The sequence below is a fragment of the Streptomyces sp. CB01881 genome, assembly GCF_002953255.1.
Classification (GTDB): domain Bacteria; phylum Actinomycetota; class Actinomycetes; order Streptomycetales; family Streptomycetaceae; genus Kitasatospora.
Genome location: NZ_CP026498.1, coordinates 10,805,485 through 10,826,639, shown reverse-complemented (window position 1 = coordinate 10,826,639; position 21,155 = coordinate 10,805,485). Strand labels below are relative to the sequence as shown.

The following is a 21,155-nucleotide window of genomic DNA, read 5'->3' as shown; positions in this document are numbered from 1 at the left end:
CCAGTCGCCGCGTTCGACGTCTGGCACCGGGGCTCCGGCCGCCTGCAGCGTGCGGCGCCACCCCTCCTCGCGATCCTGGCTCTCCAGCCAGTTGGCCGGCCCTGCCAGGTGGTGCACGGTGCGGTGGCCGAGGTCGAGCATGTGCCTGGTGGCCTCTCCGGCACCGACACGGTTGCCCACCGACACCATGGGCACCTGAGTCTGGTTGCCCGATCCGACCGCGACGACCGGCACCGAGCTGGAGAGCCGGGCCACCGCGCTGACGGCGGAGGTCTGCGGCGCGATCACCACGACTCCCTCAACGCCCTGGTCGCGCAGCCGGTCGACGGCCTCCTGGACCGAGCGGCCGTCGAGGGAGCGCAGACTGGTCACGCTCACGAAGTACCCGGCACTGCGGGCGGCCCGCTCGATGCCGTCCAGCATCGAGGCAGGCCCGTAGAGCGTCGAGTCGAAACTGACCACGCCGAGCGTCTGCGAGCGGCGGGTGACCAGCGCGCGGGCGGCGGAGTTGGGCCGGTAGTCCAGTTCCCGTATGGCGGCCAGCACGCGGTCCCGGGTGTCCGGCCGGACGTGCGGAGCACCGTTGAGCACCCGGGACACCGTCTGGTGGGACACCCCCGCCAGTTTCGCCACGTCGGCCATCACGGGCTGGCGCTGTTCCGTCCCGGCGCTCTCGGTTCCCACGCGTAGTCCCCTCCTCGGCTGCGGACCACAGTACGCGACCAGGTCCACGCCGATCCGTCACCCTCGGTTCAGCGGGCGGCTCTCTTCTTACAACCGTCCGGGCCGCCCACCTGTGGCCGTTGCGGCGAGTGAACGTTCACAGGTTCGCCCCGAACACCAGAACGGGGGTCCGCTCGGGCGTCACGGGCACATGCAGGACCACGACACATGCACCACGGGCGCATGCGCGGATCACGACACCCCGACGCCTTCCCGGTTCGCGGTCGAGTCACACATCTGAACGCCGGGGCCGGGGAACCGCGTGCCACCCTCCCGGGCCGCGTGCCCACCCTCCCGGGGGCGAACGCGGGCCGGGCCCCGGCTCTGCCCTGGGAACCTGGGCCCGGCTGCGAGGACCCGTCTCCGAACTCCTGCCGTCAGCCCGGAGAGCGGGCGGGAGTCCGAAGGCGGGCCGTTGGGGTCATGACATCGGCCGCCAGCCGGCCCGAGCCGCGGCGAGCACGGAGTAGCCCGCATGACCACCCACACCGATCCCGCCCGCGAGGACGCGGCGACACCGGCCCGGAACCGCCTGCGCGTGCTGGTCGACATACCCGAGGTGGGGGCGTGGTCCTCGCCGGCGCCGCGGGGTCCGCGGGGCTCACGCTGGCCCGGGACGCCTTCGCGGCCAACCTCCAGGGAATGGGCGCCGACCTCGCCCAGTACGGGCTGATCGCGATCGGCGAGTCGCTGGTCATCCTGACCGGCGGCACCGACCTGTGGGCGGGCGCCCTGCTGGATGCCAGCGTGATCCTCCTGGTCCTGGTTCGCCGTCCGGGCCGGGCCGCCCGCCTGGCAGTCCTGGCCAACCTCGCCACGGATACCGCCGTTCGTCGTCACGCTGGCGACCTGCACGGTGGCGCAGGGCGCAGGCCCTGGCGATCACCTCCGGCAATCCCGATCGTCGGCATGTCCCCGCTCTTCGGGGACACCGGTCAGAGCCACCTGGCCCAGGCGCCGGGCCGCTGGTGCCGTTCGCGCTGGTCGGCGTCGCCGCCTCATTCTTCCTGGAGCGCACCTACGCGGAGCGGCCGGCCTACGCGGTCGGCGGCAACCCCGAGACGGCCAGGCCGGCCGGCATCCGTGGCGACCGGCGGGTGGTGCCGATATACGTGGCGTCCTCGCTGGTCTCGGCCCTCGTCGGAGTGCTCGTACTGAGCCGGACGGGGGTCTGCTCCGCCGGCGGCGTGGGCGTCGGCTGGGAGCTGCAGGCAATCGCGGCCGCGGTCATCGAACGGGGTCTGCCGGACCGGCGGGCAGGGCCGGGTACTGGGGATCGTCGCCGGGGCCGTTCTGCCGGAGCTGATCAACAACGGGCTGGCGACCCTCCAGGCCAACTCCCACCACACCGACGTCACCCTCGGCCTGTCCTGGGCCTGGCCATCACGGCCGAGCCTGCGCGCCCGGCACGTGGCGAGGCGGTCCCGACCGCGACCGCCGGCAGGCAACCGGCTCGCACGGTGAAAGGACATTGAACATAGACCAACTTCAAGGAGTCGGCAACGGCCTGCCGTACGACCACGTCCGCCTTGGGGGCCGATCACCGGATCTCGGAGATCCAACGATGCCCCGACAACCCTTGACTCTCACTGATGTGAGCGTTAACACTCATGACGCCAGGCCAGGTGGCCGTCACCCCGACGCCCCAAAGCCCGAGGGTCCGCTCCCGGCCGGCCCCGCTCGACCGCTCGCAGTCGCCCAGTCAGAGGACGCGCTGTGCCGGTCGCGGAACATCACTGGAGGAACTGTGCGGAAGATTTCGGCGGGCCTCGTCGCCGCGGGCCTGGTGCTCTCGTTGGCGGCCTGCGGCCAGAGCACCAACGGAGCGGGCGACGGCGCGGCCAAGGGGGACGCCAAGGGCGGCCTCGTCGGCATCGCGATGCCGACGAAGTCGTCAGAACGCTGGATCAACGACGGCACCAACATGGTCAAGGAGTTCCAGGCCAAGGGCTACAAGACCGACCTGCAATACGGCGACAACGTGGTGGAGAACCAGGTCTCCCAGGTGGAGAACATGATCACCAAGGGCGCCAAGCTGCTGGTGATCGCCGCCATCGACGGCTCCTCCCTCACCAACGTGCTGCAGAAGGCCGCCGACGCGCACATCCCGGTGATCTCCTACGACCGGCTGATCCGGGGCACGGCGAACGTCGACTACTACGCGACGTTCGACAACTACAAGGTAGGCGTCCTCCAGGGCAGCTACATCGTCGACAAGCTCGGCCTCAAGGACGGCAAGGGCCCGTTCAACATCGAGCTGTTCGCCGGCTCGCCGGACGACAACAACGCCACCTTCTTCTTCAACGGCGCGATGAGCGCCCTCAAGCCGTACCTCGACGACAAGAAACTGGTCGTGCAGAGCGGCCAGACCGCCTTCAACCAGGTCGCCACGCTGCGCTGGGACGGCGCTCTCGCCCAGTCCCGGATGGACAACCTGCTGAGCAAGTCGTACACCGGCGCCCGCGTCGACGCCGTGCTCTCCCCCTACGACGGCATTTCGATCGGCATCCTCTCCTCGCTCAAGGGCGTCGGGTACGGCACCGGGAAGTCGCTGCCCGTCGTCACCGGCCAGGACGGCGAGCTGGCCTCGGTCAAGTCGATCATCGCGGGCGAGCAGACCCAGACGGTCTACAAGGACACCCGCCAGCTGGCCAAGGCCGCCGTCCAGATGGGCGACGCCCTGCTCACCGGCGGCAAGCCCGAGGTCAACGACACCAGCCAGTACAACAACGGCGTGAAGACCGTTCCGGCACAGCTGCTCCAGCCGGTCAGCGTCGACAAGGACAACTACCAGAAGGTCCTGGTCGACAGCGGTCAGTACACCGCGGACCAGCTCAAGTAGCCTGCGGGGCCCGCTCGACGGGCCCCGTGCCGAACCGGCGGTGCGGAGCCCGGGGGCTCTCCCCCACCGCACCGCCCCGAACGATACGGACGCACAACCATGGCTGGACCCGTTCTCGAGATGCGGTCGATCAGCAAGTCGTTCCCCGGTGTCAAGGCGCTCTCCGAGGTCAACCTGAGCGTCGCCGCCGGCGAGGTGCACGCCATCTGCGGCGAGAACGGCGCCGGCAAGTCCACCCTGATGAAGGTGCTCAGCGGCGTCTACCCGCACGGCAGCTACGAGGGCGAGATCCTCTTCGAGGGCGAGCCCTGCCGGTTCAAGGACATCCGGGCCAGCGAGCAGCGCGGCATCGTCATCATCCACCAGGAACTGGCGCTGGTTCCGTACCTCTCCATCGCCGAGAACGTCTTCCTCGGCAACGAGCACGCCACCCGGGGCATCATCAGCTGGCACCGGACACTCACCCACGCCGCGGAGCTGCTCCGCCAGGTCGGCCTCGACGAGAGCCCGCACACCCGGATCGCCGACCTCGGCGTGGGAAAGCAGCAGCTGGTCGAGATCGCCAAGGCGCTCGCCAAGAAGGTCAAGCTGCTCATCCTGGACGAGCCGACCGCCGCGCTGAACGACGAGGACAGCCGCAAGCTGCTCGACCTGATCCTGGAGCTCAAGGCGCAGGGCATCGCCTGCATCATCATCTCCCACAAGCTGAACGAGATCGCCCGGGTCGCCGACGCCGTGACCATCCTGCGCGACGGGCAGACCATCGAGACCATCGCGATCGGCTCCGGGGGCATCTCCGAGGAACGGATCATCCGGGGCATGGTCGGCCGCGACCTGGAGCACCGCTACCCCGAACGCGCCGCGGACATCGGCGAGGTCGCCTTCGAGGTCGAGGACTGGAGCGTGCGGCACCCCATCGACCAGCAGCGCATGGTGGTCGACGGCGCCTCGCTGAACGTGCGGCGCGGCGAGATCGTCGGCATCGCCGGCCTGATGGGCGCCGGCCGCACCGAGCTGGCCATGAGCGTCTTCGGCCGCTCGTACGGCCGGTGGGCGGCCGGCCGGGTGCGGCTGCACGGCCGGGAGATCCGTACCCGCACGGTGCCCGAGGCGATCGGGCACGGCCTCGCGTACGTCACCGAGGACCGCAAACAGCTCGGTCTCAACCTCATCGACGACATCAGCCGGAACATCTCGCTGAGCGCGCTCGGCAAGGTCGCGCGCTACGGCCGGGTCAACCGGCACGAGGAGGCCCGGGTCGCCGAGTCCTTCCGGCACACCATGAACATCAAAGCCCCGACGGTGTTCACCCGGACCGGCACGCTCAGCGGCGGCAACCAGCAGAAGGTCGTCCTCAGCAAGTGGATCTTCGCCGAACCGGAGGTGCTGATCCTCGACGAGCCCACCCGCGGCATCGACATCGGCGCCAAGGCGGAGATCTACACCGTCATCGCCGAGTTGGCCGCCCAGGGCAAGGCCGTGCTCGTCATCTCGTCCGAACTCCCCGAACTCCTGGGCCTGTGCGACCGGATCTACACCATGGCCGAAGGCCGGATCACCGGCGAGGTGGCCCGCGCCGACGCCACCCAGGAATCCCTCATGCGGCTCATGACCATGAGCGCCGCATCCAGCAACGAGCAGGTGTAAGGCATGGCCCAGACCGAGATCATCCCGGATTCGTCCCCGAAGACACCGCAGGCCGGCCCGAGCCCTGCCATCGGCGGTGTGCTGGCCCGCGCGCTGCGCGGCAACGTGCGCCAGTACGGCATGCTGGTCGCCCTCGCACTGATCGTGCTGCTGTTCCAGATCTGGACGGACGGCATCCTGCTCCAGCCGCTCAACATCACCAACCTGATCCAGCAGAACGGCTACATCCTCATCCTGGCGATCGGGATGATGATCGTCATCATCGCCGGGCACATCGACCTCTCGGTCGGCTCCCTGGCCGCCTTCGTCGGGGCTGCCGCCGCGGTGATGATGGTGAAGCACCACGTGCCGTGGCCCGTGGCGATGCTGGCCGCCCTGGTGATCGGTGCCCTCGCCGGGGCCTGGCAGGGCTTCTGGATCGCCTACCTGGGGATCCCGTCGTTCATCGTCACCCTGGCGGGCATGCTGCTGTTCCGCGGCGGCACCCAGATCCTGCTGCAGGGCCAGTCGGTGGCGCCGTTCCCCAAGGGCTTCCAGAGCATCAGCAGCGGCTTCCTCCCCGAGGTCGGCCCGCACACCAACTACCACAACCTCACCCTGCTGCTGGGACTCGCCGTCCTGGCCGTCGCGATCCTGCAGGAGGTCCGCGGCCGACGGCAGACCGCCTCGTACGGGCTTGAGCTGCTCCCGCTCGGGCTCTTCCTCGTCAAGCTGGCCGTGATCACCGCCGCCGTGGTGGTCTTCACCCTGCTGCTGGCCAGCTACCACGGCGTCCCGATCGTGCTGCTGATCCTCGGCGCGCTGCTGGTCGGTTTCGGCTACCTGATGCGCAACTCGATCATCGGGCGGCACACCTACGCGATCGGTGGTAACGAGGCGGCCGCGAAGCTGTCCGGAGTGAAGAGCAAGCGGGTCGTCTTCCTCGCCTTCACCAACATGGGCGTCCTGGCGGCGCTCGCCGGGCTGGTCTTCGCGGCACGTCTCAACGCCGGCACGCCGCAGGCCGGCATCAACTTCGAGCTGGAGGCGATCGCCGCCGCGTTCATCGGCGGCGCCTCGGCCAGCGGCGGCGTGGGCACCGTCCTCGGCGCGATCATCGGCGGCCTGGTGCTGGGAGTGCTCAACAACGGCATGTCACTCGTCGGCATCGGGACCGACTACCAGCAGGTCATCAAGGGCCTGGTGCTGCTCGCGGCCGTCGGCTTCGACGTCTACAACAAGCGCCGGGCCGGTTCCTGACGCCGTCCCCCGCCGCGGGCGAGCCCGCCGGTGACCGGAAAGCGCACGGTGGTCGACCATCCGACCACCGTGCGCTGTCCGTTGCCCCGGCGGGCGGGCGGGACGAGGGAAGAGCGCGCACCTCGGCCGGAATTCCTTCGCGTGAGCGGCAACCTCTTCCGCCACGGCGGCAACTGACGGGTGACCCCGAGGGCGGGATACGCCCGGGTCGTCCGATCCCACCGCCGTCCGCCACCGCGCACCGCCGATCCGGGCGGGTGCACGGCGGCAGGGCCGAAGCAAGGAGTAGCCCCATGAAGGAGACGGATCCCGCATCGCACGGTCGCGGCCGACGCTTCCGCACGACCGATAACGTGCGGCGCCCCCGCGGGGGCCACCGTCGGCGCTGGACCACTCTGGGCTCGACGGCGTGGAGCAGGCGGCCGCCGTCGGCTTCGGCAAGGCTGCGCCCGGCGCCGGCTACCAGGCCCTCTACCTCAGCGGGAAGGTGAAGGGAGTCACCGGCCTGTTCCGCTCCACCGACGGCGGCTCGACCTGGGTCCGGATCAACGACGACCAGCACCAGTTCGGCGGGAGCATCGTCAACCTCATCTCCGGCGACCCCGACGTCTACGGCCGGGTGTACCTGGGCGGCTACGGCCGCGGCGTGGTGTACGGCGACCCGTCCTGACCGGCACGGCCCGTGGGCGGGCGGCGGATCCGCGTCGCCCACCCCGGGGCTGGCCCCGAAAAAACCTGCGCCGGAACGGCAACCTTTCCGTCTCCGGCGCCCACTGGTCAGTGCAACGTCGAGGCGATCTACCGAATGGATGGCAATGAGGGCAATGAAGCACGCCGCCCCGCAGTCGAACAACAGGCGCGGGCTGGTCATGGGCATACCGTTGGCGCTGGTGGCGGTCGGTGTGCTGGTGTGCCTGGCTTTCGCGCTCCTGCCGGGCAGCGGGGGCGGCGGCACCGACGCCGGGGTGCCGGCCGCCGCGTCCGTCGCGGCCACCGAGCCGAGCACCCCGCCGGGCTCCACCGCCCCGGCCGCTGCCACGCCCTCGGCGGCGCCGCCGTCGGTCACCACCTCCCCGCCCCCGCCCTCTGCCACCGGTACCCCGTCGCCCTCTGCCACCCCCACGTCGCGGCCGTCGGCCGCCACGGCCACCCCGTCGCCGTCGGCCACCCCGGCCACCCCGTCGCCATCGGCAGCCACCACCAGTACCCGCACCGCACCGGCCACGGCGTCACTGGCCGGGCGGATCAAGCCCGGGGCGAGCTACCAGGGCGTCGCGACGTCCTACGACGCCACCGACGGCAACGGCGCCTGCTCGTTCGGCCCGTCCGGTGACCTCATGATCGCGGCGATGAACCACACCGACTACGAGTCGTCCAAGGCCTGCGGGGCGTCCGTGCTCGTCCGCGCGGCCAACGGCGCGAGCATCACGGTGCGGGTCGTCAACGAGTGCCCCTTGCCCTGCGCGCCCGGGCAGCTCGACCTGAGCCACGAGGCTTTCGCCAAGCTCGCCGAGCTCTCGGTGGGCCGCCTTCCGATCACCTGGACGCTGCTGAGCCCCGGCACGGCACCGGACACGATGTCGATCCGGTACAAGACCGGATCCACCCAGTGGTGGTGCGGGATCCAGGCGATCGGCCACCGGAACCCGGTGGCGGCACTGGAGGTCCGGACCGCCGACGGCTGGCGGCAGCTGTCCCGCACCGACTACAACTACTTCCTCTCCCCCGACGGCAGCGGGTGCGGCGGACCGATCAGGGTCACCGACGTCTACGGGGAGCAACTGACCGTCGACGGGATCACGGTGAAGCCGGACGCCGCCCAGCCGACCCGAGTCCAGTTCGCCCGGCATTGACGGCGCCGCTCACCCGCCGGCCGGCGGCGGTCCCCCGCCAGGGCGACCACCACCCCGCCCCGGAGACGGGCACTGCTAGGCTCACGCTGATTGTTAACGCTCACACTGCAGGGAGAGGGCGACCGGGGGAAATGCTCCTCGATGACGCGTCCGCGGAGTTCCACGACTTCTTCGAACGCCATTACGCCGAACTCGCCCGTCTCGCCCACCTCCTCACCGGCGAGACGGACGCGGCCGACGACCTCGCCGCGGACGCCCTGATCGCCCTGTGGCAGCGCTGGGACCGGCTCCGTGCGGCCGACCACCCGCTCGCCTACGCCCGCGGGGTGGTCGCCAACATGGCCCGGGCCCGGATCCGCAGCGCGGTCCGCGAGCGGCGCCGGATCCTGCTGTTCTGGTCCCGCGCCCCGGAGAGGACGGACGGCCCGGACGTGGCCGCCGTGCTGGACGTCCGTACGGCGCTCGCCCGGCTGCCCTTCCGCAAGCGGGCGTGCGTGGTGCTGCGCCACGCCTTCGACCTGTCGGAGAAGGACACCGCCGTGGCGCTCGGCATATCGGTCGGTACGGTGAAGAGCCAGACCTCGAAGGGGATGGCCGAGCTGGAACGCGCACTCGGCGCACGAGCGGTCGGCGAACTGGCGACAGGAAGGAGGAACCGGTGAACGAGCACATCACCCGGCGGCTGCGCGAGGCCGCCGAGGCCCACCAGCCCGACCGCGCACGGATCCTGGCACGCGTCGAGCGCGGCGCGGCCGGCCCTCCCGTCCGTCACCGCACGCGGTCGGGCCTGAGGTCATGGCCCAGGGCCGCGCTCACCGGCCTCGCCACCGCCGGCATCCTGGCGACCGGCGGTCTCGCCGTCGCCGGCATCGCCCGGACTCCGCCGTCGGCCACCGTCACCACCGCTCCGGCTGCCCCCTCCCCCATTCCCACTCCCACTCCCACTCCGACGCCCTCGGCTCCCCCGACTGCCGCCGCCCCGGCGCCGGCACCGGCCACCACCAGCCCGGCCGGTCCGCGCCCGACCCCGTCGGCGAGCAGCCGGGCCCAGAACGGGCCGCTGTGGTCGGAGGGATCGATCGACCAGCACAGCAACGTCTACTGGGGCCAGAACAACCTCGCCCTCAGAACCGCCCAGCCACTCACCTCGCTCACCGTCGAGCTGCGCATCGCGCAGACCGGCAACGTAAAGGACACCGGAAACTGGCGGACCCTGCCGGCCGACGACTTCACCGTCACCGTCCAGGAGTCCGGTGGCGCGCTGGTCTACCGCTGGGTGCTCAAGCCGGGCCGCACGGTACCGGCCGGGCAGCACGAGTTCGCCGGACAGTACAACCACGCGCCCGGAGCGCGCAGCGCCACGAGCGACGGCTACCGGGTCGACGCCCAGTCGGCGGGCGGCTCCGCGTCCGTCCAGGGAGGCTTCGCCCCGGCACGGTGACGGCCGACCGGCCTCTCCGAGGGCGGCCGGCACTGGAGCTCCACCGCAGCCACCGCCGCGGCCGGAGGCACCCGCCCCGTCGAAGAGCCCGGCCAGAAACGCGATTCGGGATCTCGACGGCGACGGGTGCCGAACCGTCGGGCGTCCCGGCCCTCTCCGACCCTCTCCGGCCCTCGAAGCCGCTCCACGCCGCGGCGGCCGGGGCCGGGCCCCCTGCCCGGCCCCGGCCGCTTCCGCACGGCTCCCAGCAGCGGTCCTACGCACCGACCGGCGGGTGCAGCTCGCCGCTCCGGGCGACCCGGCCGTACCAGCGGGCGCTGGACTTGGGGGTGCGGGCCTGGGTGGCGTAGTCGACGTGGACCAGGCCGAAGCGCTTCGCGTAGCCGTACCCCACTCGAAGTTGTCCAGCAGGGACCAGGCGAAGTAGCCGCGCACGTCCGCCCCGTCGGCCGCCGTACGGTGGACGGCCGCCAGGTGGGCGTGGAGATAGGCGGTGCGCTCCGGGTCGTCGACGGTTCCGTCGGCGCCGACCTCGTCGTGGTAGGCCGCACCGTTCTCGGTGACCATCAGCGGCAGGTCCGGGTGGCGACGGGCCAGTCCGGTCAGCAGCTGGTGCAGGCCCGACGGGTCGACGGTCCAGCCCATCGCCGTCCGCTCGCACGGCGCCGGGTGGAAGCCGACCCGGTCCGATCCCGGCCAGGGCGAGGCCGCGCCGCCGCCGTGGCCGTCCTCGCGGGCGGGGGCGGCACCCTCGGCCGTCGCGGAGACGACGGTCGGCGTGTAGTAGTTGACGCCCAGCCGGTCCAGCGGCTGGTGGATCTCCTTCTGGTCGCCGGGGCGGACGAAGGCCCAGTCGGTGAGCTGGGCCGTGTCGGCCAGCAGGTCCTCCGGATAGGCGCCCTCCAGCATCGGGCCGAGGAAGACCCGGTTGCCGACGGCGTCGATCCGGCGCACGGCGTCCTGGTCGGCGGCGGACCGGGTGAGCGGGCGCAGCGCGTGCAGGTTGAGCCCGGGCCGGGGTCGGGCGCGGCACGGTTTCCCGGGTGATCAACGGTTCGTCACGGGTGAGCGAACGGGCGCGGGAGGCAGTGGACCGGGCCATCGCGGAGCTGGGCTACGTGCCCAACCGGGCGGCCCGGGCGCTGGCCGGCAGCCGGACGGACGCGATCGCGCTGGTCGTGACCGAGACCGAGGCACGGCTGTTCGCGGAACCGTACTTCCTGGACATCATCCGCGGAGTGAACGCCGAACTCGCCGCAGCAGACAAACAGTTGCTGCTCACATTGATCCGCACCGAACAGGAGCGGCAGCGCTTCGAGCAGTACCTCGCTGCGCAGCGGGTGGACGGCGTGCTGCTGGTCTCCGTCCACCGGGACGACCCCCTGCCGGACCAGGTGCGCGCGCTGGGCGTGCCGGCCGTGCTCAACGGGCGTCGCTCGTCGCAGGAGCCGGTGGCGTACGTCGACTCCGACAACGTGGGGGCCGGCCGTTCGGCGGTGACCCACCTGGCCGAGCGCGGGCGGCGGCGGATCGCCACCATCACCGGCCCGCCGGACATGGACGCCGGGCACGGGCGGTTGGCCGGCTACCGCCAGGGGCTGGCGGCGGCGGGGCTGCCGGCGGACGAACGCCTCGTCGCCACCGGGGACTTCACGGAGGACGGCGGACGCCGGGCGATGCGCGAGCTGCTGGAGCGGTGCCCCGACCTGGACGCCGTGTTCGCCGCCTCCGACCTGATGGCGGTCGGCGCCTTCGCCGTCCTGCGCGCCAGGGGCCTGGACGTACCAGGTGACGTCGCTCTGGTGGGCGTCGACGACTCGCCGGTCGCCCGCCACCTCGACCCGCCCCTGACCAGCGTCCGCCAGCCCATCGAGGAGATGGGCCGTACGATGGCCGGGCTCCTGCTGCGGCAGATCGCCGGCGAGGAGGCGGAGCCGTCCCGTCTGGTACTGCCGACCGAGCTGGTCGTGCGGAAGTCCTCCTGAAGGCCCGCCGACCGTCCGGAACCCCGCGGGCTCCGGACGGTCGGGTCGGTTCAGCGCCGGGTCACAGCGCCGGGTAGGCGTTCTTCATCAGCTCCTGGAACTGGGCGGAGAACCACTCCCCGGCCAGCGGCGCGTCCGGCAGCGCGCCGGACATGCTGTTGTTGTTCCGCGGGTTGCCGGTGTAGGTCGGGTCGCACATCCGGTCGAAGCCCTTGCCGTCGTTGTTCGGGACCAGCTTGCTGGACCCGTCCGACTCACCCGGCGGCTTCATCCAGACGTAGGCGTCGATGCCCGGCTCCGGAGCCACTCGCGGCCGCTCACCGAGGCCCGCGCCGGCCTGGTTGCACCAGTTGCCCGTCTGCAGCCGCCGGTCATTGCGACCGCCGTCCACGTACGCGTCGACGCCGGTCCGCGGCCCGGGCCCGGCCGGCCGGGCGGCGCCGCCCCAGCCGTTGCGCGAGGTGTCGATCAGCATGCCGAGGTTCGGGTCGAAGCCCAGCGAGGCCAGCTTGGTGCGCATCGCCTGCGCATAGGACAGCTCGTCGACGTACCGGTTCCAGTCGACCCACTTGGACTGGCGGACGGAGGTGCCGTTGACGCTGTCGCCGATGGTGAAGTTGGTCTCCTTGAGGGCGCTGTAGTTCGCGGTGTTGACGATGAAGCCGTGCACGTTGGCCAGGGTCGAGCCCTCGGCCGTCGCGGCCTGCTTGAACAGCTCGGCGGACGCGCCGAGGTTGTCGTCCCAGCCGAGCCAGCCGTGGTGCCCGGCGTCGACGTAGTTGTACACGTTGGGGACGGCGCCCAGCTTCTTGAGCGCGTAGCCGACGCCCGTGATGTAGTTGCCGTTGGCCTTCATCACGTCACACGTGGGGGTCGCGGTGGCCCGCGGCGCCGTGTTGGTGGCCAGGTTCGGCAGCGAGTCGATCTCGACCGCGGTGACGATGCGCAGCCCCGCGTACTTCGGATCGGCGAGGATCGCCGCGATCGGGTCGATGAACTCCGTCTTGTACCGGCCGATCTCGGTCGGGCCGAGCTCACCGTTGGAGGCGAGCGCGGAGCAGTCCCGGCCGGGCAGGTCGTAGATCACCAGCTGGACGACGAGCTCGCCACTGCCCTTCTGGCGGAGCGCCTCGTCGAGGTGGGCGCGCAGACCCATCTTGCCGTTCGCGCCGGTGACGGCGGCGATCCGGTCGACCCAGATGCCGGTGGGCTGGTCGGCGACCCTGCTGCCGCCGGGCTCGGCGGCGGCGTTCGCGGACCACTCGGGGTTCACGTAGACCTTCGCGCCGGCGTACGGGTTGTCGACGCGGCTGCCGGGCGTGGTGGTGGGGGTGCCGGTCGGGGTGCCCGTGGGGGTGGTGGTGGGCGTGCCCGTGGGGGTGGCGGTGGGCGTCGTGGTGGCGCCGTTGCAGATCACGCCGTTGAGCTTGAAGGCGGTGGGCACGGGGTTGGCGCCGCTGTACGAGGCGTTGAAGCCGAAGGAGGTGGAACCGCCGGTCGCCAGGCTGCCGTTGTACGAGACGTTCCGGGCGGTGACGGCGGCCCCGGACTGGCTGATGGTGGAGTTCCAGCCCTGGGTGACCTGCTGGTCGCCGGCGTAGGTCCACTCCAGGGTCCAGGAGCTCAGCGGGTCACCGGTGTTGGTGACGGCGACGTTGGCGCCGAAGCCGGTGTTCCACTGGTTGGAGATCTGGTAGTCGACCCGGCAGCCGGCCGTGGCGGCGCCCGCCGGGTCGGACAGCACGGTGGCGGTGGCGCCGGTCGCTGCGAGCAGGCCGAGGGCGGCGAGCAGGGCCGTTCGGTTGCTGCGCAGACGATTGGCGGTGGGGCCGGTGGGGCCGGTGGTGCGGGTGGTGCGGCTCATGGTGTGGGGGTCCTTTCCGGGGTCCGTTCAGTGTCCGTTCAGGGTGCGCAGGTGGTCGCGCACCCCGATGCCGAATGCGGTGGGAGTGCCGTCGTAACCACTGATCAGGGCAGGACCGGAGGAGCAGTCCCAGGTGTTCCAGGTCCAGCCCAGGTAGGAGAGCCCGCGGTCGTCTGACCACTTCATGACGCGGTCGACGAACGCGTGCCCACAGGTGTTCTCGCCGATCTCGCCCGCCACGAGCGGGACACGGGCGGCGACCGGAGCCAGGGTGGACGTCCAGCAGGTCTCGCTGGCGCAGGAGTTGAAGTTGTAGACGTGCCAGGCGGCGGCCAGTTGGCCGGTCGGGTCCGAGGGGGCGTGGGCGAGCCAGCCGCTCAGGTCGTTCGAGTAGGCGCTCCCGGGAACGAGCACGACGTTGCGCGAGCCGGTGGCCCGGACGGCGTCCACGAGGTCCTGCATGCCGGCCACCTCGTAGCCGATGCCCGGGCAGGTACCGCCGTCGCGCCAGCAGGCCCAAGCCTGTTCGGTGGTGGCCGTGGCCCGGTCCGGATAGGGCTCGTTGAACAGGTCGAAGACCACCCGGCGGTCGTCCTTGAAGGTGTTCGCCACCGAGGTCCAGAAGGCCGGGGCATAACGGGCGTCCGGCATCGGCTTCTGGCAGGAGGCGTGCACGTCCGAGCAGCCCGCCGAGGCGCCGGTGTACTGGCCGTACGTCCAGTGGAGCTCCACCACGGGAGTCATTCCGTGCGCGAGGACGCGGTCCACCAGCTCCTTGACGGCGCCGACATAGACGGCGCCCCGGTACTCGGGCCGGATGTTGTCCAGGCCGAGCCAGCACTCCTCGTTGAGGGTGATGCGGACGGTGTTGGCCCGCCAGTCCGCGATGGCTTGGACGGCCGCGTCGTCCACCGGGCCGTCGAAGATGCCGTGGCCCTGGACGCACATGAACTCGCCGCCGGAGCGGTTGACGCCGACCAGGCGGCGAGTGGCGCCGCCGGGGTCGGTCAGCCGGTTGCCGGTGACGCCGAGCTCGGGTGCGCCGGCGGTCGGGGTGGGCGTGGGTGTGGGGGTGGGGGTGGTCGTCGGTGTGGGGGTCGGGGTGGCCGTTGGTATGGGCGTGGGGGTCGAACCGCCGTTGCAGGAGAGGCCGTTGAGGGTGAAGTCGGTTGGCGTGGGGTTACCGCCGGACCAGGAGGCGATGAGGCCGAGGGTGACACTTTCGCCGGTCCCGAGCGAGCCGTTCCAACTCTCGTTCGTGGCCGCGACCTTGGCGCCGGACTGGGTCCAGCTGGCGCCCCAGCCCTGGGTGAGGTGCTGGCCACCGGTGAAGGCGAAGCCGAGGCTCCAGCCACTGGTGGGCGCAGCGTTGTTGGTGACGACGACGGAGGCCTGGAAGCCGCCGTCCCACTGGTTGACCGTGGAGTAGGCCACGGAGCAGCCGACTTCTGCCGTGGCGCCCGGGCCCACACCTGCCGACGCGGACACGGCGCCCGTCAGGGCGAGGACCGCGCCGGCGAGCAGCGCCGCGAGACGTGGGGGATGTCGCATGAGCGACTCCTTGCAGCGAGGACGCGCCGCTCCCGGCGCGTCGACTGACGGAATCGCTCCCACTGGTGGGCACTGACCGTAGCGCCAACTGCCGTCAAGGAAAAGAGGAGTTACCGGGTTTTGTTGGTAGCGGTGTTCGACTCTTCAAGCCTCTTGACCGACCCTTGGACATCCCTCACAGTGGGAGCGCTCCCACTGGTAAGCACTGGCACAGAACACCGCGAAGCCACCCATGGCGAAGCCGCATCCGGCAGCGGGTGACCACAACCGGATGCGGCCGCCGCGCCGCTCCACAGGCCCTGCGGACCGGGATCGCGAGCCGGAGCGGGGATTGGCACCGCCGGGCACAGGGCCGCCGGCACCCGGTCCACCGCCGCACAAAGTCCGGTCCACCGCCGCGCAAAGTATTGACAACGCGCATTGCCTGCCCCAGATTTGACCTGCCCATGCCAGAGATGCGCAACTCACGTCCGCTGAATTGTTAACGCTAACAGGTGGCGTCGACAGTCATGCCGATCCCCCGGTCGGCCGGCATAACACGGGCGTGAGCGGAGCGTCGACTGGCAGCACAGCGACCGGGCACCACGTCCCGGACACCCACCGCCCGCCCCCGGCAGGAAGGCCCAGCCGCGTACCCGCTCGCACGAGCGCCAGGACGGGGCGTCGGTCCACGACCGGTGTACAGGCATCCCCACCCACAAGGAGAGCGATCCGTCATGCCACGGCTCAACAAGAAGCCCCGTCTCCGCAAGGTCCTGACGGCGGCCGCATGCTTGGTCGTCAGCTCGGTCACGGCCGCCACCGCGAGCCCGGCGGCTCATGCCGCCGGGGCGACCACGCTGGGTGCGGCAGCGGCCGGCAGCGGCCACTACTTCGGCACGGCAGTGCCGACGGGGAGACTCGGCGACGCGGCGTACTCCACCATTCTCGACCGGGAATTCAACATGATCACCCCGGAGAACGAGATGAAGTGGGACGCCATCGAACCCTCTCGCGGGTCGTTCAACTTCGGTCCCGCCGACTCGATCGTCAGCCACGCCTCCGCGCACGGCCAGAAGATGCGCGGCCACACCCTGGTCTGGCACTCCCAGCTGCCCAACTGGGTCGGCTCCATCACCGACGCCAACACCCTGCGCAGTGTGATGAACAACCACATCACCCAGGAGATGACCCACTACAAGGGCAAGATCTACGCCTGGGACGTGGTCAACGAGGCGTTCGCCGACGGCGGCAGCGGCCAGCACCGCAGCTCGGTGTTCCAGAACCTGCTGGGCAACGGTTTCATCGAGGAAGCGTTCCGCACCGCCCGGTCGGCCGACCCCGCGGCCAAGCTCTGCTACAACGACTACAACATCGAGAACTGGACGGACGCCAAAACGCAGGGCGTCTACACCATGGTCAAGGACTTCAAGTCCCGTGGCGTGCCCATCGACTGCGTCGGCTTCCAGAGCCACTTCGGCGCCGGCGGCCCGCCGGCCAACTTCCGGACCACCCTGTCGAGCTTCGCCGCGCTCGGGGTGGACGTCCAGATCACCGAGCTCGACATCGCCCAGGCGTCCGCCGGCGCGTACACCAACACCGTCCAGACCTGCCTCAGCGTCGCTCGCTGCACGGGCATCACGGTGTGGGGCATCCGCGACAGCGACTCGTGGCGCACCGGTGAGAACCCGCTGCTGTTCGACAACAGCGGCAACAAGAAGCCCGCCTACAGCGCGGTGCTCACCGCCCTGGGCGGCGGCGCGCCGAGCGGGGGCATCGTCTCCGGCAGCGTCTACACGCTCTCCGACGTCGCCGCCGGACGTGTTCTCGACGAACCCGCCGGACAGAACGGCAACGGCACCCCGCTCCAGGCGTGGGACGCCAGCGGTGCCTCCAACCAGCAGTGGCGGGCCGGCCAGAACAGCGACGGCTCCTACACGCTGACCAACGTCGCCAGCGGCCGGGCACTGGACGAGCCGGGCAACCAGACGGGCAACGGGACGAGGATGCAGGTCTGGGACTCCAACGGCGGCGCCAACCAGCACTGGCGGGCCGATCGGAACAGCGACGGCTCCTACACGCTGACCAACGTCGCCAGCGGCCGGGCGCTGGAGACTCCCGGCGGCCAGACCGCCAACGGCACGCCCGTCCAGATCTGGGACTCCACCGGTGGCGCCAACCAGCACTGGAACCTCGGGTGAGTTGAGCCCCCGCGGGGGGCGTGTGCCTCCACCGAGCCCTTCGCCCCTTCCGAGCCGGCCGATTGACGGCCCTTTCTGCCCGTGCTCACCGCGGCACGCGCACATTGACGACAACGGAGCCGTGCGACAGCTCCATCCGTTCACTGAGGAGATCCCATGCGCATGCGAAGTTCCGGCCGCAGGCAGCTGTCTGCGCTGCTCACCGCCGTGGTTGCGGCCGTGGCGGCGTTGGCGGCGATGCTCGTCGCCAACCCGGCTCAGGCGGCCACCAGCGGGGCGTTGCGCGGTGCGGGTTCAGGTCGGTGCCTCGACGTGCCGAACGCCGGCCAGACCGACGGCACGTACCTGCAGATCCACGACTGCTCGGGCGGGAACAACCAGCTGTGGACGTTGACGTCCAGCAACCAGCTGACCGTGTACGGCAACAAGTGCCTGGACGTTCCGGGTCACGCCACCACGGCCGGTACCCGGGTGCAGATCTGGACCTGTAGCGGCGCCGCGAACCAGCAGTGGCGGGTGAACTCCGACGGTACGGTCGTCGGAGTGGAGTCCGGGCTCTGCCTGGACGTCACGGGCGCCGGTACGGCCAACGGCACGGCGGTGGAAATCTGGACATGCAACCAGAACGGCAACCAGAAGTGGACCGGCCTGCCCGGGACATCGACCCCGACGACGCCCGCGCCGACGGGCGGCACGTGTGCTCTTCCGTCGACGTACCGGTGGACGTCGACGGGTGCGTTGGCGCAGCCGGCGAACGGGTGGGCGTCGGTGAAGGACTTCACCGACGTGGTGTACAACGGCAAGCACGTGGTCTACGCGTCGAACGTGTCGGGATCGTCGTACGGCTCGATGATGTTCAGCCCCTTCGCGAACTGGTCGGACATGGCGTCGGCCGGCCAGACCGGGATGAGCCAGTCCGCGGTGGCGCCCACGCTGTTCTACTTCGCGCCCAAGAACATCTGGGTGCTGGCCTACCAGTGGGGTGCGTGGCCGTTCATCTACCGCACGTCGAGCGATCCCACCAACCCCAACGGCTGGTCCTCGCCGCAGCCGCTGTTCACCGGTAGCATCCCCAACTCCGGCACCGGCCCGATCGACCAAACCCTGATCGCCGACGACCAGAACATGTACCTGTTCTTCGCCGGCGACAACGGCAACATCTACCGGGCGAGCATGCCCATCGGGAACTTCCCCGGCAACTTCGGCTCCACGTACACGACCGTCATGAGCGACACGGTGAACAACCTCTTCGAGGCGCCGCAGGTCTACAAGGTCCAGGGCCGGAACCAGTACCTCATGATCGTTGAGGCGCAGGGCGCCGGCGGGCGCTACTTCCGCTCGTTCACGGCCACGAGCCTGAGCGGTTCGTGGACCCCGCAGGCCGGCAGCGAAAGCCAGCCCTTCGCGGGCAAGGCCAACAGCGGCGCCACCTGGACCAACGACATCAGCCACGGTGACCTGGTCCGCAGCAACCCCGACCAGACCATGACCATCGACCCCTGCAACCTGCAGTTCCTCTACCAGGGCAAGTCCCCCACCGCGACCGGCCCCTACGACCAACTGCCCTGGCGGCCGGGCGTCCTCACCCTGCAGCGCTGACCTGCCCGATCCACCGCCATCGCGATCGGGTGCGGCCTGCCGACGCGAAGACGAGCGCTTCACGGCACGGCTGGCTCCACCCGCTGACCGACAACTCACCGCTCCGAGGAACCCCGACCGCACCCCCGGCCGGGGTTCCTCTCTTTTGCGGACCTTGATCGTGGGTACGGACCGAAGCATGTGGGCCTGGTCGGTCGTCGGCACCGGCACGACCGCAGAGGGCACCTTGGCTGCCTTGTCTCCTCGCCGGCCAAGGGCGCCACCCGCACCGGAGCCAGGTGCACCATCTCTCTCACCCGATCAGGAGTCGTCCTTCGTCCTCATGATGTCCCTGCGCCGGTCAAGCCGACCGAACGTCAGCTCAGGTCAGCAAAAGTCAGCATCAGCCCGAGAGCGCCGGCCTGCCCGCATCCGACGAACCGACCGATGCCAAGCACCGACCACACGACAGCGAAGAGGACCGCCACCGAACCGGTGGCGGTCCTCTTCGCTGTCCCCTGTACCGGCGGAGATCACTTACTCGACCAGCTCCTGGTCGCCCGCCGCAGAATCCAGCCGCCCGCCGAGGTCGCCGCGTCCGCCTGACCCTGTGACGCGAACCGCCACCGTCGCTCCGAGTAGCACATGGCGCCGACGGTGGCGGGCGCACCGCTGCACTCGGCGGCGGACCTACTCCGGTTCCGCGCTCCCTTCGCCCCGCCTCCGGCGGAAGGGCGTCGCGACGGGTCTCGTCCTGAGCGGTCGCGGTTGCGATCACCCGGCCCCGAGCGCGGCTGCCAACTGCACGGCGTACAGGCCGATCCCACCGGCGGCACCGCCCGTAGCGGCTAACGGTGCGGATCGTGCTAGTACTGCAATCACAGTTATGGGGTGTGACCTCGGCGTTTGTAGTGGCTGAGGCGGGCTCGGGTCTGGCTGAGGCGTCGCCACCATGACCAGTGCAGATGATGCGTCGGAGTGAGGTGGTGGGGGTGGAGGAGCAGGCCGATGAGGCGGCGAATCTCCGCGACAGACAGCGGGATCAGGTCGTTTTGTCCTAATCGGCAGCCCCTTTTTCCAGCTCGTGGGCGCGGATCGCGGTCAGCGCGGCGAGGGCGGCCATGGACAGGGTGATGTGTCGGTACCAGGCGTCGTAGCGGCGGACCTGGTAGTGGTCCAGGCCGCACTCATTCTTCGCGACCTGGAACGACTCTTCGATCGCCCACCTCGCCGCGGCGACCTTGACCAGGTCTTTCAGTCGGGTGGCTACGGGTCCGTAGCACACGTAGTGGGCGATCTCGGTTGGGTCGCTGACCGAGCGGCGGGCCAGGACCCAGTGCCCGACGCCGTCCTCCCACACCGGTCGGATCGCCACCCGGGCCCAGTCGTAGACCCGCTCGCCGTGGGAGCCCTTGCCGCCGGACAGGCGCTTCCACGCCTGCCGCGGCAGCGAGGCGACCAGCTCGTCGACCCGGACCTCACGCCACCGCGTCGTGATCACGGTGTCGTTGACCCTGGTGGCCAGCACATACCCGATGCCGCGTTGTTCTAGCCAGACCCGTAGGTGCTTGACCTGCCCGTAAGCCTCGTCCGCGGTCACCCACGCGAACGGCACCCCAGCGTCGATCGCACGCTGCAGCATCCACCGAAAATGCTCGTTCTTCGTCGCGAACGGCACCTCATCGGGCACGCCGGCCGCCCGGCAGCGCTCGCGGTCGTCCGTCCACGATGCCGGCAGGTACAGCTCCCGATCGATCAGCGCGCGGCCCTTCGCCGAGGCGTAGGCCAGGAACGTGCCGATCTGGGAGTTCTCCGTCCGCCCCGCAGTCCCCGTGTACTGGCGCTGGACCCCGGCCGACCGCGAACCCTTCTTCAGGAAGCCGGTGTCGTCGCCGATCAGGATCCCGTCCTTGGTACCGATGGCCTCCACGACGAAGTCCCGCACATCGTCACGGACACCGTCCGCGTCCCAGTCCGCCTCACCCAGCAGACGCTGCATCCCGATCGGATGCCCCTCACCCGCACGCTCCGCGAGCGTCCACCCGTTCTTCCGCTCCAACGGCGCGATCAGCCCCGCCATATACGACAGAGCACGCGAACGCGGCTCCGACCTGGAAAAACGCCCAGCGAACCGCGCGTGCAGACCACCCAACACTTCACGCCAGGCCTCGACCTGACCCACCCCGAGATCCACAGACACGAGCCAACCCAACCACAACGAGCCCACCCATAACTGTGATTGCAGTACTAGG

At 70.5% G+C, this 21,155-nt stretch carries 14 protein-coding genes and 2 pseudogenes; 11 read left to right on the top strand and 5 right to left on the bottom strand.

The features are described from left to right. Window positions 1–684, bottom strand: a 684-nt coding sequence (locus tag C2142_RS36615) for a LacI family DNA-binding transcriptional regulator (RefSeq protein ID WP_148647240.1), incomplete at its 3' end; no start/stop codon positions are given. A gap of 758 nt (window positions 685–1,442) precedes the next feature. Between C2142_RS36615 and C2142_RS41110 the strand changes: the two genes are divergently transcribed. From C2142_RS41110 to C2142_RS36575, 8 genes and pseudogenes are all read left to right on the top strand, one after another. Continuing rightward, entirely contained in the window at window positions 1,443–2,198 is a 756-nt protein-coding gene (locus tag C2142_RS41110; RefSeq protein ID WP_346766420.1) for a hypothetical protein, read from the top strand. Window positions 2,199–2,470: 272 nt separating this feature from the next. Continuing rightward, window positions 2,471–3,565 (top strand): multiple monosaccharide ABC transporter substrate-binding protein, encoded by a 1,095-nt coding sequence (chvE, locus tag C2142_RS36605; protein WP_148647104.1) that lies wholly within the window; start codon window positions 2,471–2,473, stop codon window positions 3,563–3,565. A 99-nt stretch (window positions 3,566–3,664) separates the two neighbouring features. Next, window positions 3,665–5,212 carry a multiple monosaccharide ABC transporter ATP-binding protein gene (gene mmsA / locus C2142_RS36600; protein ID WP_148647103.1) on the top strand — a complete coding sequence of 516 codons (1,548 nt, stop codon included), beginning with the start codon at window positions 3,665–3,667 and terminating at the stop codon, window positions 5,210–5,212. 3 nt (window positions 5,213–5,215) lie between these two features. Further along, window positions 5,216–6,451 carry a multiple monosaccharide ABC transporter permease gene (mmsB, locus tag C2142_RS36595; protein WP_148647102.1) on the top strand — a complete coding sequence of 412 codons (1,236 nt, stop codon included), beginning with the start codon at window positions 5,216–5,218 and terminating at the stop codon, window positions 6,449–6,451. A 409-nt stretch (window positions 6,452–6,860) separates the two neighbouring features. Further along, window positions 6,861–7,121, top strand: a pseudogene (locus C2142_RS36590) (hypothetical protein); the annotation flags it as partial. 154 nt (window positions 7,122–7,275) lie between these two features. Next, window positions 7,276–8,304 (top strand): expansin EXLX1 family cellulose-binding protein, encoded by a 1,029-nt coding sequence (locus C2142_RS36585; protein WP_241003023.1) that lies wholly within the window; start codon window positions 7,276–7,278, stop codon window positions 8,302–8,304. A 131-nt stretch (window positions 8,305–8,435) separates the two neighbouring features. Then, on the top strand, window positions 8,436–8,966 hold the full coding sequence (locus C2142_RS36580) for a SigE family RNA polymerase sigma factor (protein ID WP_148647100.1): 531 nt from the start codon (window positions 8,436–8,438) through the stop codon (window positions 8,964–8,966). Continuing rightward, window positions 8,963–9,745 carry a hypothetical protein gene (locus C2142_RS36575; protein WP_148647099.1) on the top strand — a complete coding sequence of 261 codons (783 nt, stop codon included), beginning with the start codon at window positions 8,963–8,965 and terminating at the stop codon, window positions 9,743–9,745. Before C2142_RS36580 ends, C2142_RS36575 begins: the two co-directional genes overlap by 4 nt. Before the next feature lie 256 nt (window positions 9,746–10,001). Here the strand turns inward: C2142_RS36575 and C2142_RS36570 are convergent. Beyond that, a pseudogene (locus C2142_RS36570) lies at window positions 10,002–10,753 on the bottom strand (family 1 glycosylhydrolase); the annotation flags it as partial. Window positions 10,754–10,809: 56 nt separating this feature from the next. Between C2142_RS36570 and C2142_RS36565 the strand changes: the two are divergent. Then, window positions 10,810–11,730, top strand: a complete 921-nt coding sequence (locus tag C2142_RS36565; protein ID WP_241003022.1) for a LacI family DNA-binding transcriptional regulator — start codon at window positions 10,810–10,812, stop codon at window positions 11,728–11,730. Window positions 11,731–11,791: 61 nt separating this feature from the next. Here C2142_RS36565 and C2142_RS36560 read toward each other — a convergent pair whose 3' ends face one another. Together C2142_RS36560 and C2142_RS36555 are read right to left on the bottom strand one after the other, a co-directional pair. After that, window positions 11,792–13,594 (bottom strand): glycoside hydrolase family 6 protein, encoded by a 1,803-nt coding sequence (locus C2142_RS36560; RefSeq protein WP_148647097.1) that lies wholly within the window; start codon window positions 13,592–13,594, stop codon window positions 11,792–11,794. Window positions 13,595–13,621: 27 nt separating this feature from the next. Further along, window positions 13,622–15,145: a cellulase family glycosylhydrolase gene (locus C2142_RS36555; RefSeq protein WP_148647096.1), complete on the bottom strand. Its 1,524-nt coding sequence runs from the start codon at window positions 15,143–15,145 to the stop codon at window positions 13,622–13,624. Window positions 15,146–15,861: 716 nt separating this feature from the next. On the opposite strand from C2142_RS36555, the gene C2142_RS36550 reads away from it, so the two are divergent. Together C2142_RS36550 and C2142_RS36545 are read left to right on the top strand one after the other, a co-directional pair. Further along, entirely contained in the window at window positions 15,862–17,325 is a 1,464-nt protein-coding gene (locus C2142_RS36550; RefSeq protein WP_148647095.1) for an endo-1,4-beta-xylanase, read from the top strand. Window positions 17,326–17,481: 156 nt separating this feature from the next. Beyond that, window positions 17,482–18,924, top strand: coding sequence for a non-reducing end alpha-L-arabinofuranosidase family hydrolase (locus C2142_RS36545; protein WP_148647094.1), 1,443 nt, complete (start codon window positions 17,482–17,484; stop codon window positions 18,922–18,924). 1,036 nt (window positions 18,925–19,960) lie between these two features. On the opposite strand, the gene C2142_RS36540 is transcribed toward C2142_RS36545, so the two are convergent. After that, window positions 19,961–21,085, bottom strand: a complete 1,125-nt coding sequence (locus tag C2142_RS36540) for an IS701 family transposase (RefSeq protein WP_148646185.1) — start codon at window positions 21,083–21,085, stop codon at window positions 19,961–19,963. Window positions 21,086–21,155: the final 70 nt, after the last annotated feature.